The organism is Bradyrhizobium sp. SZCCHNS1050 (assembly GCF_032484785.1).
In the GTDB taxonomy this organism is placed as follows: Bacteria; Pseudomonadota; Alphaproteobacteria; order Rhizobiales; family Xanthobacteraceae; genus Bradyrhizobium.
Genome location: NZ_JAUETR010000001.1, coordinates 2,311,356 through 2,328,092, shown reverse-complemented (window position 1 = coordinate 2,328,092; position 16,737 = coordinate 2,311,356). Strand labels below are relative to the sequence as shown.

Below are 16,737 nucleotides of genomic sequence, written 5' to 3'. Positions count from 1 at the left end.
CATTGCGACGTCTTGCGCGCGGCCTCGGCGATTCGGTCGCATGTGGCACGCCACGCGAGGCGGCACCGGCGCGGGTGAGCGCAGGCCGCAGGCCGATGCCGCCCATTTACCGCCCCTTAGCCATTGTGACGTAGTTTTGATCACGCTCTGGTGCGTTGCTGCCGGGCGGTTGGTTTCTGGCCAATATAAAGAATGGCGTGTCGGGGGTGGGAATGTCTGCGCAGCTTGCGCCGCAGTCGCGGCGTGCCAATTTTCTGACCCTGCGATTTCGCGGCAAGATCTTCCTGGGCTTTGCCGTGGTGCTGGCCATCTCCGCCGTCAGCATCGGCTTCTCCTATCTGGGGTTCGAGCGGGTCGCCGCGGCGGTGGCGGCCTATCGCAGCAGCGTTGCGGAAGCCGACACCACCCGCACCATCGATCGCGAGCTGGTCTCGTACCAGGCTCTCGCCCGTTACTATGCCCTGACCGGCAAAGCCGACGACGAGGCGGCGGCCACCGCTGCCCAGCAGGCGCTCCAGGCCGCGATCGACAAATCGATGGCCGCGACCGGCGCCGAGCGGCGGGCGCAGGTCGGCAAGCTGCAGGCGCAGTTTCAGGCCTTCGCCAAGACATTCTCGAGCATCGTTGCCCTGACCCGCGAGAACGCGAAGCTGGCGACCGACCAGATCGGCATCATCGGCAACAAGATCCGCTTCAAGTTCGATGATCTGGCGGACACCGCCGCGCTCGCCGGCCTGCCGTCCGTGCAGACGACGGCCAAGGACCTCACCGGCCAGTACCTGACCGTGTCCGCGCTGGTCGGGACCTACATCGCCAAGCCCGATGCCAAGACGGCCGACGGCGCCATCGCGCGCACGCGCTTCCTGGAAACCTCGCTGGTGACGATCTATGCCAATGACGAGAAGATCACCCAGCGCGTCGCCGAGCTCGGCGACCTGATCAAGCAGTACCGCGCCGCCTTCATCAAGCTGTCGGAGAACATGAAAGCGCTCGGCAAGCTCGAACAGGAGATGGGCGTCGTCGGGACCGAGATCATCGCGCTGTCGAACGGGCTGAAATCCGAGGTCGCCTCCGACCAGCAGCGCATCGAGGCCGCCGCCAACACCACCATCGCGGACATCGAACGGCTGATCGCGATGCTGGCGATCGGCGGGCTGACGCTCGGCGCCGTGCTGGCGCTGATGCTCGGCAACGGCATTTCCAGGCCGATGATCACGATGTGCAAGGCGATGCGCGAGCTCGCCTCGGGCAATTTCGACGTCCGGCTGCCCGGCCTCGGGCGCGCCGATGAGATCGGCGAGATGGCGGCCGCCGTCGAGGAGTTCAAGGTCCAGGCGGTGGCCAAGGCCGAGCGCGACGCCGCGACGCAGGACGCCCAGAACAAGGCTGCGGGCGCCGCGCGCCGGGCCGAGCTCATCCGCTTCGCCGACGAGTTCGAGACCGCCGTCGGCTCGATCGTGTCCAACGTCTCGAGCTCGGCCGAGCACCTCGAGCAGGCGGCTTCGACCCTGACGCGCACCGCCGAGACCACGCAGTCGCTGGCGAGCCGCGTGAGCGGCACCTCCGACCAGGCCACGGGCCGCATCCACTCGGTGGCGAGCGCGACCGACGAGCTGTCGGCCTCGGTCGACGAGATCGGCCGCCAGGTCCGCGAGTCCAGCCGCATCGCGGAGTCAGCCGTGGCCCAGGCCGAGGAGACCGACGGGCGCATCGGCAAGCTGTCGCGTGCAGCGCAGGAGATCGGCGACGTCGTCAAGCTGATCACCGCGATCGCCGAGCAGACCAACCTGCTGGCGCTGAACGCGACCATCGAGGCCGCCCGCGCCGGCGATGCCGGCCGCGGGTTTGCGGTGGTGGCTTCCGAGGTCAAGTCGTTGGCCGAGCAGACCGCCAAGGCGACCGACGACATCTCCAACCACATCTCCGGCATGCAGGCGGCGACCCAGGAGTCGGTGACGGCGATCAAGCAGATCGGCGGCACCATCCGCCAGATCTCGACCATCGCCTCGTCGATCGCGACCGCGGTCGAGCAGCAGGGCGGCGCGACCCAGGAGATCGCCAGGAACGTGCAGAGCGTCGCGGCAGGCACGCAGGCCGCGGCAGCCGATATCACCCAGGTCAATCGCGGCGCGACCCAGACCGGCGAGGCCTCGGAGGAGGTGCTGCGCTCGGCCCAGTCGCTGTCCTCGGAAAGCGCCCGCCTGCGCGCGGAGCTCAACCGCTTCATGGCGAACATCCGCGCGGCGTGAGTTTTGCGGCGACAGGCTGGTCTTCACGCCGCTCGCAGATGCGTTGGCGAGCCCGCGGCCAACCCCTCCGCTGTCATCCCGGCGAACGCCGGGATCCATACGCCGCGGCAGATGTGTCGCGGGCGGTATCGATCGCGTGCCCCAATCTTGCACCACGCGGTATGGATCCCGGATCGCGCTCGCTCCGCCCGCTTGCCCGGGACGACACCTGAAATGAGGCGCGCCTGGGCCTCACCCCGGAAACGCTGCGCCCCCCCGGGGCGGGTCGAGCGCCGAACCCCGCCCCACTTCCGGGAACCCAGCGCGCGGCGAGACGTTGGGTCGCAGCGGCAGGGTTTCATTGCCGCATTTGCTTCATCCTCTCGGTCGAGCATGCGGTGCGACCCGCGCCGTCGCATTGGGATTCCATGGCACCCCGACAGGCATCCTTTCCGCACCTCCGCGTCATCACGTCAGCGCCGCAATCCAGCGCGCCGCCGGGCGACACGGCTGGCCAGGATCGAATCATCGAAACCAACATCCCCGCCCGGCTCGACGACCTCCGCTGGAGCGCCTTTCACACCCGCGTCGTGCTGGCGCTCGGCATCACCTGGGTGCTCGATGGGCTCGAGGTGACGCTCGCCGGCGCCTTGTCGGGCGCACTCAAGCAGAGCCCGGCGCTGCATTTCTCCAATCTCGAGATCGGGCTTGCCAACAGCGCCTATCTCGCCGGCGCCGTGCTCGGCGCGCTCGGCTTCGGCTGGCTGACCGACCGCATCGGCCGCCGGAAGCTGTTCTTCATCACGCTCGCGCTCTATCTGTCCGCGACGGCCGCCACCGCCTTGTCGTGGAATGTCGCGACCTACGCGCTGTTTCGCTTCCTGACCGGCGCCGGCATCGGCGGCGAGTATACCGCGATCAATTCGACGATCCAGGAGCTGGTGCCGGCGCGCTATCGCGGCTGGACCGATCTCATGATCAACGGCAGCTTCTGGCTGGGGGCCGCGCTCGGCGCCGTCGGCGCCATCGTGCTGCTTGATCCTGATGTCGCCGGCCCGGATGTCGGCTGGCGGCTGGCCTACGGCATCGGCGCCTGTCTCGGCCTGGTCGTGCTGGTCATGCGGATGTGGATTCCGGAAAGTCCGCGCTGGCTGATGATTCACGGCCATCCCGAAGAGGCGCATCGGATCGTGGCGGAGATCGAACGCGACGTCACCGGCCACGACCGCGAGGCGCGCGCTAAGGAATTGCCGAGGATGCGGCTGCGGATGCGTAGCCACACGCCGTTACGAGAGGTCGCGCATACGCTGTTCTCGGTCTATCGTCAGCGCTCGCTGGTCGGGTTGACGCTGATGATCGCCCAGGCGTTCTTCTACAACGCGATCTTCTTCACCTTCGCGCTGGTGCTGACCGACTTCTACGGCATCAAGTCCGATCATGTCGGCTGGTACATCCTGCCCTTCGCGGCCGGCAACGTGCTCGGACCGCTGCTGCTCGGCCGTCTATTCGACACGCTCGGGCGCCGCGCCATGATCACCTTCACCTATGGCGTCTCCGGCGTGCTGCTCGCGCTCACCGGCTATCTGTTCTCGATCGGAGTGCTGAGCGCCGCGACGCAGACCGCGGCCTGGATGGTGATCTTCTTCTTCGCGTCACCGGCGGCGAGCGCCGCCTATCTCACCGTGTCGGAGAATTTTCCGCTGGAAGTGCGCGCGCTCGCGATCGCGCTGTTCTACGCCATCGGCACCGGGATCGGCGGCGTGGCGGGACCCGCGCTGTTCGGCGCGCTGCTCGACAGCGGGGCGCGCGGCGCGGTGTTCGGCGGCTATCTGTTCGGTGCCGCGCTGATGCTGGTGGCGGCGCTCGTCGCTTGGCGCTATGCCATCGCGGCCGAGCGCAAATCGCTCGAGCAGGTGGCGCGCCCGCTCGCTGTCATGGAGTAGATGATGATGTCCGACAACTCCGATCTGATCGGTTCTCCTGCGGCGGAGCCCGCCGAGATCGTTCCGACGCCGGTGAGTCTCGTGCCGCATCTTCGCGAGGTGGCGATCCTGCTCGATATCGACGGCACCCTGCTCGATCTCGCGCCGACACCGCGCGAGGTGTGGGTCCCGCCGGGCCTTGCCGAGGCACTCAACGCGTTGCTGCAACGAACCTCCGGCGCGCTGGCGCTGGTCTCGGGCCGCTCACTCAACGACATCGATCTCATCTTCGCGCCGGAGGTCTACCCCGCCGTCGGCGGTCATGGCGCGGAGATGCGGCTCGGCGGCGGCGGTGAGGCGGATGCGATCAAGGCGCCGCCGCTGGACAAGGAGCTGAAGCGCAGGCTCGCTGCGATCGCCAAGCTCAGCCCCGGCATTCTGCTCGAGGACAAGGGGTACTCGCTGGCGCTGCATTATCGCCTCGCGCCGCAGGCGGAGAAGGCGATCTACGAGGAGGTGTCGCGCATCCGCGCCGAGTTGCCGGAGGCGCCGATCGAGGTGCTGCCCGGAAAATGTGTGTGCGAGATCAAGCATGCCGGCTTCACCAAGGCGAGCGGCGTGCGCGAGCTGATGCGGCACGCGCCCTTCAAGGGACGCAAGCCGTTCTTCATCGGCGACGACGTCACCGACGAGACGGTGTTCGCGATCATGCCGGATTTCGCCGGCCTGTCGTTCTCGGTCGGCCGTCGGGCGCTCGGTGTCGACGGACATTTCGACGCTCCGGACGACGTGCGCGCGTTCCTGGCGCGCCTCGCCGACGGCGGAACTAATTCATCGACCTAGCGGTCCGCGCAGTGGCTCGGTATCGCCGCGTTATTAGTTCCATCCGCCATGCATTCGCATGTTGCATGCGTCGCTCTTGATTAGAAACGTTCTGACTTGATTGACGCTGTGATTACACCGCGCGAATGCCCGAATTTGGTTTCATTTGGTTGAAAGGGTGGCCTGGAACCATATTGATGAACAGCTGTTAACCGACATGACCAACAGGAGGGAGCTGTGAACCTCGTCGTGGTTTCGAATCGGGTGGCACGTGGCAAAGCCAACGAGCCAATGACCGGCGGACTTGCGGCAGCATTGCTGCCCATCGTGGAGAAATCGGGGGCAGTATGGGTGGGATCTTCGGGACGTGTGCGCGACGGCGCGCAGACGGAACCGATCGCGGAGATCGAGCAGATCGGTGAAGGCGCGCTCGCGCTGCTGGATCTGCCGGCTGCGCACTATGCCGGCTACTACGAAGGCTTCGCCAATTCGGCGCTGTGGCCGGCGCTGCATTCACGCAGCGATCTGATCAGCGTCTCGCATGATGACTATCGGTCCTATCGCGAGGTCAACGCCTTCGTGGCGCGCGCGCTGCTCCGGTTCCAGAAGCCGGACACCTTGTTCTGGATCCAGGACTATCACTTCCTGTCGCTCGGCGCGGAGTTGCGCACGCTCGGTGTCAAGAGCCCGATCGGTTTCTTCCTTCACACGCCGTGGCCCGCGCGCAGCGTCATCGACAGCGTGCCGAATCACCGCGATCTCGTCACCGCGATGCTCGCCTATGATCTGATCGGCTTCCAGACCGAGGACGATCGCGAGAACTTCACCGCCTGCATCCGCGCCGATCTCGGCTTGCAGGTGCGTGACGGCGTGGTCAGGTCGCTGCACGGCCGCACCCGTCTGGCGGTGTTCCCGATCGGCATCGATGCCGACAAGTTTGCGCAGCAGGCGGCGAAGGCGGTGGCGCATCCGGACGTGTCGCGGCTGCGCCGCAGCCTGCACGGCGAGAAGCTCGCCATCGGCGTCGATCGGCTCGACTACTCCAAGGGCCTCGTCAACCGCATCAACGCGTTCGACCGGATGTGGACGATGCACCCGAGCCTGCTGCGCGCCGTGTCGCTGCTGCAGATCGCAACGCCGTCGCGCGAATCGATCGAGGCCTATGGCAATCTGCAGAGCGAGGTCGCGCGCCTCGTCAGCGAGGTCAATGGCCGCCACGGCGAGGTCGACTGGACGCCGATCCGCTACCTCAACAAGGGCTATGGTCAGGGCGTGCTGGCCGGCCTCTATCGCAGCGCCCAGGTCGGCGTCGTCACGCCGCTGCACGACGGCATGAACCTGGTGGCGAAGGAGTATGTCGCCGCGCAGAGCCCGGTCGATCCCGGCGTGCTGGTGCTGTCGAAATTCGCCGGCGCCGCCAACGAGCTCGACGCGGCGCTGATCGTCAATCCGCATGACATCGACGGCATGGCGCGGACGATCGCGATGGCGCTGTCGATGCCGCTCAACGAGCGCCGCATGCGCTATGAGATCATGATGACGAAGCTGCGCCGCCATTCGATCCAGCAATGGTTTGCCGACTTCGTCGAGACCCTGCAGGACGGTGACTCGGCCGAGGTCGAGATCGAGCCTCTGCCTGCAGCGCCGGCGGGTTTTCTGGCCGGCCGCATGCTGTCGCCCGGCGCGCGCTATCACTGAACCGGGCGTTACACCTCGCCGCCGCACGGCGGCGAGGCTCAATGGCAGTAGGAGACGCCGTCGAGCACGGCGCAGCGCAGCTTGTTCGGCGAACTCGGATTGTCCATCGGCACCATCCCGTTGCCCTGTCCGACGAACACGCCGGGTCCCACCACCACCGATGCCTTGTTGCCGACGATGACGGACGGGTGCGGCTTCAGGCTGGACTTGGTCCCGTCCGGCCACAGGATCGCATCGCCCTGCCAGATCCCCTTGCGGCCGTCGTCGCAGGTCACGTCGACGCCCTGCTTGGTGCATTGATCGGCGCGCGCCGGGCCGGCGGCAGTCAGGCTGAATGCTGCCGCCAGCAGCACGGCGAGACGGGCAGGGGTGGATGACGGCATCGCGAGGTCCCTCGTGCGCAGCCGGACCGACGGGCTGCAAATCAGTGGTCGTGCCGCCCGGCCGGCCGGTTCATCGATCGGCCGGCGAGCGGCGGCGGCCCCCGGCCGAGCCCGCAACCAGGGCGGATTGATGATTTTTATCAGCGATTTGGGGGAAATTTGCCGCCGAGGCCCCCGCCCGGCTTGCAAAACGGCGCCGACCCCGCCAAGAGAGGGCCGCCGGAGAGATGGCCGAGTGGCTTAAGGCGCACGCTTGGAAAGCGTGTGTGCGGGAAACCGTACCGTGGGTTCGAATCCCACTCTCTCCGCCACTCCGCCAGATGGCTATCTCACTTAACAAAATCAATAACTTAGGTGGGCGCGGGATCGATGTGTCCCCCATGGAGCCCCCCAATGTGTCCCCCACGGCGACCGCTATGAACCCGGTTGCGGCTGATCGCGCTGCTCCAAATCGAATAGGTCTGGGTCTCGGGGCTTCGGGGCTGGAGGCAACGGAAGAGCCGCGATCCCGATGACTGCGACTGAAGAGCCTGACATCTTCGCGATGTCGGCATCGTCCGAGTAGATGACCGATGCCCTCTCAACTCGGGCAATGGCGACGATCTGGTCATCGAACTTGGCCTTAGTCCGACTTGCAGTAGACTTTGTCGTCCGCGTGGATTGCATCAGCGAAAATTCGACAGCGGCCTTCTCGTCGAATGGAACGACCTTGAAGTGCTTCGAGGAGGTGAGCTGGGTCAGTATCTTGGAGGCGTTTGCAGCACGCACCAGAACCTCACCGAGGGCCGGTGTCGGAATGATGATCTTCGCGCCATCCTTCTGCAGCTCGTTGATGAGATGCTCAACCCGTTCCTTACACTGCGGCACACTCTGCCCTGTAGCGGTGTCGATAGGGGCAGGGGCGTTCGGGTCAATGATGTAGATCAGGACGGAAGCGTCGAAGACAACAGTCATTGAAGGTCGCCCTCGTCGCGGCGCTGCTCCATCAAGAGCCGCACGGGATCGGGCAGTTCATTCCACTTGCTGCCGCTCTCCGCTCGAATGTTGCGAATGACATCGGCGAGCGGCTCGTCACCGAGCACCTCGAACTCTGTGATCCGAAACGACCTCAGTTCCCAGATGCCCTCTGCAGTCCGAAACCAAGTGCCTGTTCCGTGAACCCGCACTGTAGGCCCGAACAGGTGCTGCGCGATCCTGCGAGCGACGTCGGTGGAGCCGTAGAGGTGCGAATGGATCGTGTCGCCGTCGCGCAGGTGAACAGGTATCGTGTCGCCCGTTCCTCCGACCCGGATGACCTGTCCGTCTACAGTGCCGTCCTGCTTAAAGGGGCCGAAGACGACTGGCTCGGGCCGGTCCTTCCCCCGGAACGGGATCACAATGCCCATCTCCTCGCTGACGAGGGTGGCTGTTGCACCGTCCTGCCACAGCAAGGCGTCGAGCTGCCCGTAAGCCTTCAGGGCATCGGAAGGGCCGTGCCCCGCGTGAACCGCTCGAACCCGCTCGACAACCGTTTTGGTGGCGGCGTCATCGACTTTGACCGCGACTATCGCGGAGCCAGTGATTAGGTCCGAGAAATGGACGTTGGGGGGTTCTCCGAGCAACTTGGCCAGTGCGGACAGATACTCGCCCAGCCGTTCCATCGGGAAGGTGGCAGGCGTCAAGTCACCGTCGATGCGAAGGCGATACTCAGTGCTCATGACCTGCTTCCTCGGAAGTCGAGCCTACTCCTACGCGAGCATTGTTGAGCAAGAATTATGGTCGTGCGTCAGCTTTAAATGGGAGGCGTGTACCTAGGAGGGCGGGCTTTCTTCCAAGATGGAAAGGAGTGCGACCGCGCCGGCCACCGAGAGTATGATCTTGTGAGAGTGGAGAAGCGCGTCTAGGGCGTGACTCGATACGCTAGCCCCCATGAGGAGCACCAAAGGAAACAGGGCGGCCCCATGAGCTACAGCCTGACCGGTCTCTCTCGAGATATATCGTTGACCGGGCTCACGGTGACACTCATAGGCAGCGTAAGCGACGGCAACAAGTAGGGTCAACACGTCAACCCAGTTGCCGTCAAATACACCTACGAGGTCAGCCCACCACGCAGCCACGTTCAGGCACGATGCACGGCCTTAGCGGCGATAGCTAATGCGGCTCCGCCGAGTGCCCCAAAGATTCGCGGGTCAAATGGCAAATGATCCATCCAGCCGACTCCGATGCCGCTGACAACCGCGCCGAGCAGCGCAAAGGACGCCACAAACCTAAGGGTGTGTACGCCGGGGAGCATCGAATCGTCTTTGCCAGACATCGAGATCAGCCGCATTGTTGCACCGTTAGAATGTCCGAGGATGGGTAAAGGTTCGGGGAGGAAATATGGTTAATTAAAGGTTAATTCCAAGTTAAGGCTCTTGTACAGCCGGATGATGATCTAAGTCACGGTTTTAGTTCCAATAGAAGGAAGCTAGGTCCAAGGCGGAAAGAGGTGCTTAGGCACCGTCAGGAGGCGTGTGACCTGGATGGCGAGCAAATCAGGGGGTTGTCGGCTGTCGCATTGTGGCGTCCCCCAGGCTCAGTCCCAATGTGTCCCCCAGGACGCAGGCGGCTACACCTTCGGGACGACCTGTATGGTATAACCCTGCGCGTACCACGCGAGCCGAGCACCATAGCGGTCTTCGTAGTCCTGGCGCCTTGCTGCTGTCCGGTCCCACATCGCGAGCTGGGCTGCGCAGCCCTCTAGATCTTGGAACATGTTAACGGGGATGTAGGCGCCCTTCCAACTGATGATCTCGCCCGTATCGGAATTCACGATCCGAAGCCGCCCGTTCCCGAATAGCTCTTGCTCGAATCGTCGCACCTCACGCACACGTCGTGCTGATGCCGCACTTCCGGTGTCCATGATGCCAACATCGGTGAATGGCGAGAACAGCAGCCGTTCTTCTGCGAAATCCAGACCCAGGCGGAACCGAACCGTCTCGTCAGCGGAGCTGAACAGGATGTAGAGCCTCGACTTGTCGTCACGCTCCATGACGCGCGGGGTCAATTTCTTGAGCGGCTCGTAAGGTGGCTTGTCGAACAGCTCGACGTTGATGTCGGGAATGTCGATCATCCGCTGCACAGCGTCTTCCTTGTTCTTCTGCAGCAATTCGATCACCTCGGCGCCGAGTATCTTCTTGAACCCAGCAAGCTCGTGTAGGTGATTGCGATAGACCGTGTTGCGCGTTTCGACGCCTAGTCCCTCTTCGATGGCCTTCTGTGCCAGGGCGCGAATGAGAGGGGCTTCGGAGGTCAAGCGTCTAAAGTCGTCGGGCTTATCCGGGTCTACGATCGGCTGCTCGCTCGCATGGGCAATCGCGCACCTTCCTGACTTGTAGAGGTGGTTGCCTATGTCCTGAATGCCTTTCGCGCGGAGCATCCGCACGACCTCCTGGGCACCGTAGCCGTTCACGGTGTCAATGGCTGCTTCAACCCATCTCTTCCACTTGTGGCGGCCGAAGACGACTTCAAGGACACGGAAGAACGACAGGAAGGAATAGGCAGGGTGATTCAAGCCCCGCCCCTCACGCATTAAGGCCAGCGCCAACGGGGCCCGGCTGTCGGTCGGGGTCGGGAAATAGGAAAGATCGAAGCTCTCGCAGGTCACCATGCCCTTTTCCCTAAGCAGGACAAGTGGAGCAGGCAGGTTGCTGCGTGAAAGCTCGACGACAATGTGACCACAGCTCTCGACCCAGGACAGATTGCTTACGAAGCGCATCAGCAACTCTTCGCAATCAGATCGGCTAACCCCCGGCACTACCTTCATCGCTACGGCAGGATAGTGCTTCTTCATCAGCGGGATGATCCAGATCGCATGCCCGCGCCACTCAACTCGCTGCGCATTGACCGGCCAAGAGCCATCGGGCTGAATGTTTGCGACGACCCATTCACCGGGTTCAGCGAGTTCGCCCTTGATCACGTCGTTAGACGTGGGGAGTTCTCTTGACCAGAACGGTTTGTCGATCTTCGGAGAAGCTTCCGCTTGGGGCGCTGATGCGTTCACGGTCTGCTGCTATTTGTTGTTATGCCGAATCGCTACAATCTCAGATGATAGCCGGGGCACCGAGCACAGCCGACAGAAAACACTGATCGGGACCGAAGGATTGGAATGTTGCGCGAGTGTTCAGGCCGCCCAGTTCGACAGAGACGCCTCCGCCGCTGCTCGGTCATCTCTGATCCTGTAGATGGTCTGGCGGCTCAGGCCGGTCGCCGCTGCAATCGCTGCGATGCCTGTGCAGAGGTCGAGCATGTCACAGACCGCTAGGAACTGATCCCTTGTGAAGCTCGGCTTCCGGCCCCGGTACTTGGTCTCTGCCTCGGTCGCCTTCGCGAGCGCGATCCCGCCCCGCTGGGCTTCCTTAATTGCCTCCGCATTGGCCTGTGCCGTTGCTGCCATGAAGGCAATCAGCGCGTCTCTGACGGCCATCTGCATAGGGTCCTTGGTCGCGCCGTCGAAAGTCATGTTGTTGATCACCGTGCGGATGATGACGCCCCGTCGCATAAACTCGCGGATCGCATCGCAAACATCGCTGTAGTTGCGGCCTAGCCGATCAACCCACCGCACCACCAACGTGTCGCCGCTTCGCAGGATGTCGAACAGGCGCTTGCCTTCAGGGCGGTCAGCAAGACGGGTGCTGATCCCCGAGACCCCATGGTCTGCCAACTCTTGGTCGATCTTAAAGCCTGCGGCCTCAGCCTGAATGCGCTGATGTTCGAGGGTCTGGTCCTTGGTCGAGACACGAGCGTAGAGAACGATAGCCACTACAGGCCTCCATGTACGATAGGGTAATGTCCGTTGAATAGGGCGTCCGTTGAGGTATGTCAACCCTATCGGACGCGGTTTGACCAACTTGGTTTGTGTCCGCAAGCCTAAACCCTAGCGGACAAGCTGCGACAGACCCCACTGCAGGAGGCGCTGGACGGGCTAGCGTGGTAGCTAGCGCCGACTGGCGATGTTCAGGATTGTCGTCGGCAAAGCGACAGATCGGACTCATCGGCGGCGGCTCGTAGCCGCGCCTTCTGCGACCGCCGCCATGGCTGCGCCACCTGTTCGGGCTGCGGCATTGTCGGACGAGGCAACGACCATCGGGCGGTTCGTGCGAACAGCCAACGGCGGGGCATAACGAAGGTCGATCGACCCAGCTGAAGCAAGACCGGTGTGATACCGGCCGGGGCGGGGGACATTAGACCGAAATTGCAGTCGATGTGCCCCTTCAAAGATTTTCGTCAGAAAGTCGGGCGTCTTCAGAGGCGCTGCGAAGGCCGTAGATGCGGAGAGACTAAGCGGCGGCAAAACCGGGCGGCTACTTCGGGAGAGCTTCCCAGCGACTCTGTGGGGGGCATGCAGCGGCCCTGAAGCGGCGTCGGGGAGGTCGGGGTCTAGGCGTTGCCCCTGATGGCGCTCATTCTACGAGACCCCTTCGAGGGTTGTCTCTCGATGGGCATCTACTTGGCTTGGCTTCTAATGGGGGATGATGATCTAGGCCGACATCAAGATCGCCTTCACCGACCAATCACCCCCCTCCACCCTGCACTTTCGGTTACCCTATAGGGTGTAAACCGGGGGCGCATATGCAGTAGTGCAACCTATTTATCAGGGTTGTGCCCCTCGCGTCTTACACGTCGATGGAAATTGCAGGACGGGGGAGGGACCTTCCCTCGCTGCTTGTCGAGGGGCGGCGCCGTCCTTGCTTGACCAAGACGAAGTCGTGCCGCTCCGCTAGGGTATCCTTGGGCAGCGTGACGGCGTGAACGCATGCTGTCATCGCCTCCCATGAAGCCGCCCCAGCGTAGACGCCCATCGTCATCCCTAGCGGCAGCGCTTGACCTTCGATCGTGCCGTCCTCCACCTTGTGGCCGACAACGTGGGCGATGGTCCACGGTGTGTACCCGACGCCGCCCCTCTCCAAGGCCTCAACGGCCCGGCGAACGAACCACCGCCGCCAGCTGTGGAAGTCGATATTGGACTGTCGTTGCTTTTCGCTTCCCTTTTCCTCGATCCCGAGTCGTCGTCGTTCGCGGGTGAATGCTTGGCTCACCGGCGCTGAACGCTCTCGCTTGGAGCCGTGGCGTTGCTCCGGCAACTCATCAAAAAGGTAATCAGTGGGCTTCTTGCCCTCGGAGCGCCGCTCGATGATTTTGGTCAACAGAGGGTGTGCGGGGATGGTTCGCACGCCACTCGGCGTTTTGGACTTGGTCACGGCGATCCTGCGCTCGGAGCAGTCTTTGACGCGGAGGGCAGCGATCTCATGAACGCGCAGCCCGCTGAGCGCCGACAACAGCGACATATCCCACTCACGTCGAAGACGTATTCCGCCAAGTAGGGTCCGAACCTCGTCGTCCGTGAACGGACGCTTATCGCTATCCTGCTCCGCTGCCTCTCTCGAATTCTTTTCCGCGAGCCGCTGTCCGATCCAAGGATTTTCTTGAATGCCTGCCCGCTTCTTCATCCATTTCCAGTACGAGTGAAGACAAGAGATTTCCTTGTTGGCCGTTCCGACGTCGGCTCCCGACAGCACATAGTGCTCATGGACGAATAACCCAGCCACCTCTGTTCCTATCGCTTCGATGGTGGCTGGCCTTGCGGCTCCGAGGCACCACGTTTCCAGACGAGCGACAGAGCGGCGGATGTCTTGTTCGTATCCGATCGAAAGCTTCTTCTCTGCAAACATGCGGTCCAGCAACGCGGCAACGGGCGTAGCTGCGCCCGACGCAACGGATGCGAATGCCGCCGCAGCGTCGTGGCCGTGCTCGGCCCTGACGAGATCGACACGAGCATCCAGCGCGAATCCGATCGTTCCTTCGCTACCGCTTGCCTTCGCTCGCCGTATCTCCTCCCTCCACGTCAGTGCCTCTTCGGCAAGTGGTTTCTGGACGATCGTTACGCGCTCGCCCCGCAGTTCGCCTCTCAGCCGCCGGATCACGTCCACCTTCTCGCGCTCGGCTTCCAGCGGGTCGTTGGTCGCGAGCGTCTCACGCAACTTGGTCCGCTTAATCGTCGGCACAAGCGATGGGGGTACCCTTACGACCACGCGAATACGGTTGCCGTGCCATTCGAGGTGTCTTCCCAGTCGGGGCTTGGTGCGCATTCGGTACCTTGGAGGATTCGGGATGTGTCCCCCAAATTGTCCCCCAATATGTCCCCCAATTTCAAGTCAATAACCATCTGAAATCATGCAATTTCATGGGGTTGGCCGTGCATTGGCGGATAGTCCCACTCTCTCCGCCAGTCACCCATCCCAGCCATTCCGTTCAGTTGCGAGAAGATGAAATCGCTGCGGGCCGTCAGCCCTCCGGCCTCTTCCGCACGAGCGTGCGCGGGGGCACGCCATATCGACGGCGGAAGAGGCGGCTAAAATGCGAGGGGTCGTTGAAGCCCCAGCGCAGGGCAATGTCGGTGATGCTCTCGGCTCGGCGCGCGGCTTGGAGGTCGCGGCGGCAGCGGTTGAGGCGGCGCTGGCGGATGCATTCCGAGGGCGTGGTGCCGTGCTCGGCGAACAACAATTGTACGGAGCGGACGGATAGTCCGAAGTGGGCGGCGATCTCGGCGCTGTCGAGATCGGGGTCGTGCAGCTGTGCGTCGATGTAGCTCATGATGCGCGCGAACCGCGCGGATGAGCGGCGCGGTGCAGCGTCGCGGCGCACGAGGCGCACAGCCCTGGCGACGATCTCGAGCCCGGTATCGACGGCGGCATGGGCCTCGCGGTCGTCCATCTCGGCCAGCGTGCCGGCGAAGCCCTCGAAGTAACCGGACACGGCGGCGCCGAAGCCGTGCCGGCCGGGCAGATGCAGGGGGCCGCGTCCGATCAGGTCGGGGTGAAAATTCCGGATCACGGCTTCAGGGCAGGCGATCATCATCTTGCGCAGCGGACTGAGCGTGGCGAAGGCGAGCGTCTCGCGCGTGTTCCAGACGATCACGTCGCCCGCTTCGAACAGCACCGTGCCCGTTGAGTCCTCGCCGCGCTCCCGGCCTTCGATCACGGTCATCACGACCACCAGACCGGCATCGGAAGCGCGGCGCATCCCGGCGCAGCCCTGTGCGACCTGCGCTTCGATCACGAGAGCATCGCCTAGCTGCCTCAACTGCTGACGGAGCGAGATGGCCTCGTGAATGGTCCAGCCGAGCAGTGGGTCGAGGGACGTCGTGGGCGCGGTCAGCGAGGCAAACCCTTGCACGTTCGGCATCTGCAACGCTTTCCCTTGGCCGCCCGGAGGCCCTCGCTTGCGGCGGCTGCGTCCGCCCGCGTTTCGCCGTCGTCCGGGTTCGCTTTCGCTGCCGTCCGGGACGTCGGTGCCGCGCTTGGACTAGAGCCTAGGCTGTGACCGCCGTGCAGACAAGGCGGAGAGACGAGAGCAAAGGGAGGTTGCAATGGTCGGTTCGGATCTGCGGGCTGGGTTCGAGAAGGTGGCCTTCAAGGCCGACGATGGTACGGTGCTGCGCGGCTGGCACGTGCCGCCGCAGGGGGACGCGCCGACAGCGCCCATCGTCGTGCTTCATCACGGCTTCAGCGGGCTCAAGGAAAGCTATCTCGACAAATATGCCGCCGCGTTCAGCGCAGCCGGTCTCGGCGCGCTGGTCTATGATCCCCGCAATTTTGGCGAGAGCGAAGGGCGCGTCCGGCAGGAGATCGACCCGATGCAGCAGCTGGCCGACTACCGCGATGCCATCACCTTCGCAATGACCCTGCCGCGCGTCGATCCCAGAAGGATCGGCGCTTGGGGCTCCAGTTATGGCGGCGGTGTCGCCATCCAGGCGGCGGCGATCGATCAGCGCATCCGCTGCGTGGCAGTGCAGGTCTCGTTCCTCAGCGGCGGCGCGATCTGGAGCCACATTCCGGCGGAGACGAAGGCGCAGCTGTCGCAGCTGTTCGTAGGCGAGCGATTGGCCCGTGCCGCGGGCGAGCCGCCGACGACCATGCAGGTTGTGGCGCAGGATCCGGCGACGACGCCGTGCATCCTGGGGACATCGGACGCCTACGACTGGTGCATGGAGGCGGCGAAGATCTCGCCGCTGTGGCGCAACGAGGTTACCGTGCGCAGCCTGGAGCTCACCTTCAGCTTCGAGCCGGTCGCCTTCTTGCATCGCATCGCGCCGCGGCCCCTGATGTTGATCGCGGCCGAGGGCGACATGCTGATGCCGATCGAGGCGTCGCGGGAGGCGTTCGCGCGCGCCGGCGAGCCAAAACAGTTTGTCAGTTTGCCTTGCGGGCATTTCGCGCCCTATGTCGAGCACTTCGAACGATCATCCTCGGCTGCGCGTGACTGGTTCCGATCACACCTCCTTCAGACGCGCGAAGCTTGAGCTCCGCCGATAGGGTGGGGCTATCGCATATGAGGCGACAAGCTGTGGCGAGCGCTCGTTTCGCGGCCATCCTTCGCGATGGCCGCCTAAGGCGGCCTCTCGGGATGAGGGTCTTTTTCGCGGCCCTCATGGTGAGGAGCGCCGCTCTGCGGCGCGTTAGGCGATGCTCTTGCTTCGCCTTGAGACCCATGGGGGCTGACGATCGGCTGCTCCCGTGCGGCGCTGCTCATGCTGTTCCTGCTCGGGCCGGCGGCCGTGCGTGCAGTTGCCGGCACTGGCACGAGCACCCCGCCGGTGGCGGGGCCGCAATTCCGAAACAGCGGGGCTGATTCGGCGCGAATGCTCTAGAATTAGGATTGCAACGC

13 protein-coding genes and 1 tRNA gene are annotated in these 16,737 nt (G+C 63.9%); 6 read left to right on the top strand and 8 right to left on the bottom strand.

All coding sequences use genetic code 11. The features are described from left to right. The first annotated feature begins 212 nt into the window (after positions 1 to 212). The 4 genes from QX094_RS10570 to QX094_RS10555 all read left to right on the top strand — a co-directional run bounded on the left by QX094_RS10570 (position 213) and on the right by QX094_RS10555 (position 6,670). A complete protein-coding gene (locus QX094_RS10570; RefSeq protein ID WP_316173285.1) occupies positions 213 to 2,249 on the top strand; it encodes a HAMP domain-containing methyl-accepting chemotaxis protein in 2,037 nt (678 codons plus the stop codon). Positions 2,250 to 2,656: 407 nt separating this feature from the next. Beyond that, on the top strand, positions 2,657 to 4,171 hold the full coding sequence (locus tag QX094_RS10565; RefSeq protein ID WP_316172903.1) for an MFS transporter: 1,515 nt from the start codon (positions 2,657 to 2,659) through the stop codon (positions 4,169 to 4,171). Then, positions 4,172 to 4,993 (top strand): trehalose-phosphatase, encoded by an 822-nt coding sequence (otsB, locus tag QX094_RS10560; RefSeq protein ID WP_315750788.1) that lies wholly within the window; start codon positions 4,172 to 4,174, stop codon positions 4,991 to 4,993. Positions 4,994 to 5,209: 216 nt separating this feature from the next. After that, entirely contained in the window at positions 5,210 to 6,670 is a 1,461-nt protein-coding gene (locus tag QX094_RS10555) for a trehalose-6-phosphate synthase (RefSeq protein WP_315750791.1), read from the top strand. 38 nt (positions 6,671 to 6,708) lie between these two features. Here the strand turns inward: QX094_RS10555 and QX094_RS10550 are convergent, their stop codons facing one another. Beyond that, positions 6,709 to 7,053, bottom strand: coding sequence for a hypothetical protein (locus QX094_RS10550; protein ID WP_315717023.1), 345 nt, complete (start codon positions 7,051 to 7,053; stop codon positions 6,709 to 6,711). 221 nt (positions 7,054 to 7,274) lie between these two features. Here QX094_RS10550 and QX094_RS10545 point away from each other — a divergent pair. Beyond that, positions 7,275 to 7,364 (top strand) — tRNA-Ser (locus tag QX094_RS10545). A gap of 103 nt (positions 7,365 to 7,467) precedes the next feature. On the opposite strand, the gene QX094_RS10540 is transcribed toward QX094_RS10545, so the two are convergent. The 7 genes from QX094_RS10540 to QX094_RS10510 all read right to left on the bottom strand — a co-directional run bounded on the left by QX094_RS10540 (position 7,468) and on the right by QX094_RS10510 (position 15,255). Beyond that, the gene (locus QX094_RS10540) at positions 7,468 to 8,007 is read right to left on the bottom strand and encodes a type II toxin-antitoxin system VapC family toxin (RefSeq protein WP_316187907.1); all 540 of its coding nucleotides are present in this window, start codon (positions 8,005 to 8,007) and stop codon (positions 7,468 to 7,470) included. Then, a complete protein-coding gene (locus QX094_RS10535) occupies positions 8,004 to 8,750 on the bottom strand; it encodes a hypothetical protein (protein WP_316187906.1) in 747 nt (248 codons plus the stop codon). Before QX094_RS10535 ends, QX094_RS10540 begins: the two co-directional genes overlap by 4 nt. A gap of 401 nt (positions 8,751 to 9,151) precedes the next feature. Next, positions 9,152 to 9,361, bottom strand: a complete 210-nt coding sequence (locus QX094_RS10530) for a hypothetical protein (protein ID WP_315757260.1) — start codon at positions 9,359 to 9,361, stop codon at positions 9,152 to 9,154. A 279-nt stretch (positions 9,362 to 9,640) separates the two neighbouring features. Beyond that, on the bottom strand, positions 9,641 to 11,074 hold the full coding sequence (gene mauJ / locus QX094_RS10525; RefSeq protein ID WP_316187905.1) for a methylamine utilization protein MauJ: 1,434 nt from the start codon (positions 11,072 to 11,074) through the stop codon (positions 9,641 to 9,643). Positions 11,075 to 11,194: 120 nt separating this feature from the next. Beyond that, the gene (locus tag QX094_RS10520; protein WP_315757262.1) at positions 11,195 to 11,833 is read right to left on the bottom strand and encodes a recombinase family protein; all 639 of its coding nucleotides are present in this window, start codon (positions 11,831 to 11,833) and stop codon (positions 11,195 to 11,197) included. Between the two features lie 853 nt (positions 11,834 to 12,686). Then, positions 12,687 to 14,159: a hypothetical protein gene (locus QX094_RS10515; RefSeq protein ID WP_316187904.1), complete on the bottom strand. Its 1,473-nt coding sequence runs from the start codon at positions 14,157 to 14,159 to the stop codon at positions 12,687 to 12,689. Between the two features lie 196 nt (positions 14,160 to 14,355). Next, positions 14,356 to 15,255, bottom strand: a complete 900-nt coding sequence (locus QX094_RS10510) for a helix-turn-helix domain-containing protein (protein WP_315750793.1) — start codon at positions 15,253 to 15,255, stop codon at positions 14,356 to 14,358. A 184-nt stretch (positions 15,256 to 15,439) separates the two neighbouring features. On the opposite strand from QX094_RS10510, the gene QX094_RS10505 reads away from it, so the two are divergent. Beyond that, positions 15,440 to 16,372, top strand: coding sequence for an alpha/beta hydrolase (locus QX094_RS10505; protein ID WP_316187903.1), 933 nt, complete (start codon positions 15,440 to 15,442; stop codon positions 16,370 to 16,372). Positions 16,373 to 16,737: the final 365 nt, after the last annotated feature.

Bases quoted from the DNA above. Each gene is read 5' to 3' on its own strand.
- QX094_RS10540 (WP_316187907.1), bottom strand. From the start codon at position 8,007: ATGACTGTTGTCTTCGACGCTTCCGTCCTGATCTACATCATTGACCCG.
- QX094_RS10530 (WP_315757260.1), bottom strand. From the start codon at position 9,361: ATGCGGCTGATCTCGATGTCTGGCAAAGACGATTCGATGCTCCCCGGC.
- QX094_RS10510 (WP_315750793.1), bottom strand. From the start codon at position 15,255: ATGCCGAACGTGCAAGGGTTTGCCTCGCTGACCGCGCCCACGACGTCC.
- QX094_RS10565 (WP_316172903.1), top strand. From the start codon at position 2,657: ATGGCACCCCGACAGGCATCCTTTCCGCACCTCCGCGTCATCACGTCA.
- QX094_RS10505 (WP_316187903.1), top strand. From the start codon at position 15,440: ATGGTCGGTTCGGATCTGCGGGCTGGGTTCGAGAAGGTGGCCTTCAAG.
- QX094_RS10570 (WP_316173285.1), top strand. From the start codon at position 213: ATGTCTGCGCAGCTTGCGCCGCAGTCGCGGCGTGCCAATTTTCTGACC.
- QX094_RS10550 (WP_315717023.1), bottom strand. From the start codon at position 7,053: ATGCCGTCATCCACCCCTGCCCGTCTCGCCGTGCTGCTGGCGGCAGCA.
- otsB (WP_315750788.1), top strand. From the start codon at position 4,172: ATGATGATGTCCGACAACTCCGATCTGATCGGTTCTCCTGCGGCGGAG.
- QX094_RS10535 (WP_316187906.1), bottom strand. From the start codon at position 8,750: ATGAGCACTGAGTATCGCCTTCGCATCGACGGTGACTTGACGCCTGCC.
- QX094_RS10515 (WP_316187904.1), bottom strand. From the start codon at position 14,159: ATGCGCACCAAGCCCCGACTGGGAAGACACCTCGAATGGCACGGCAAC.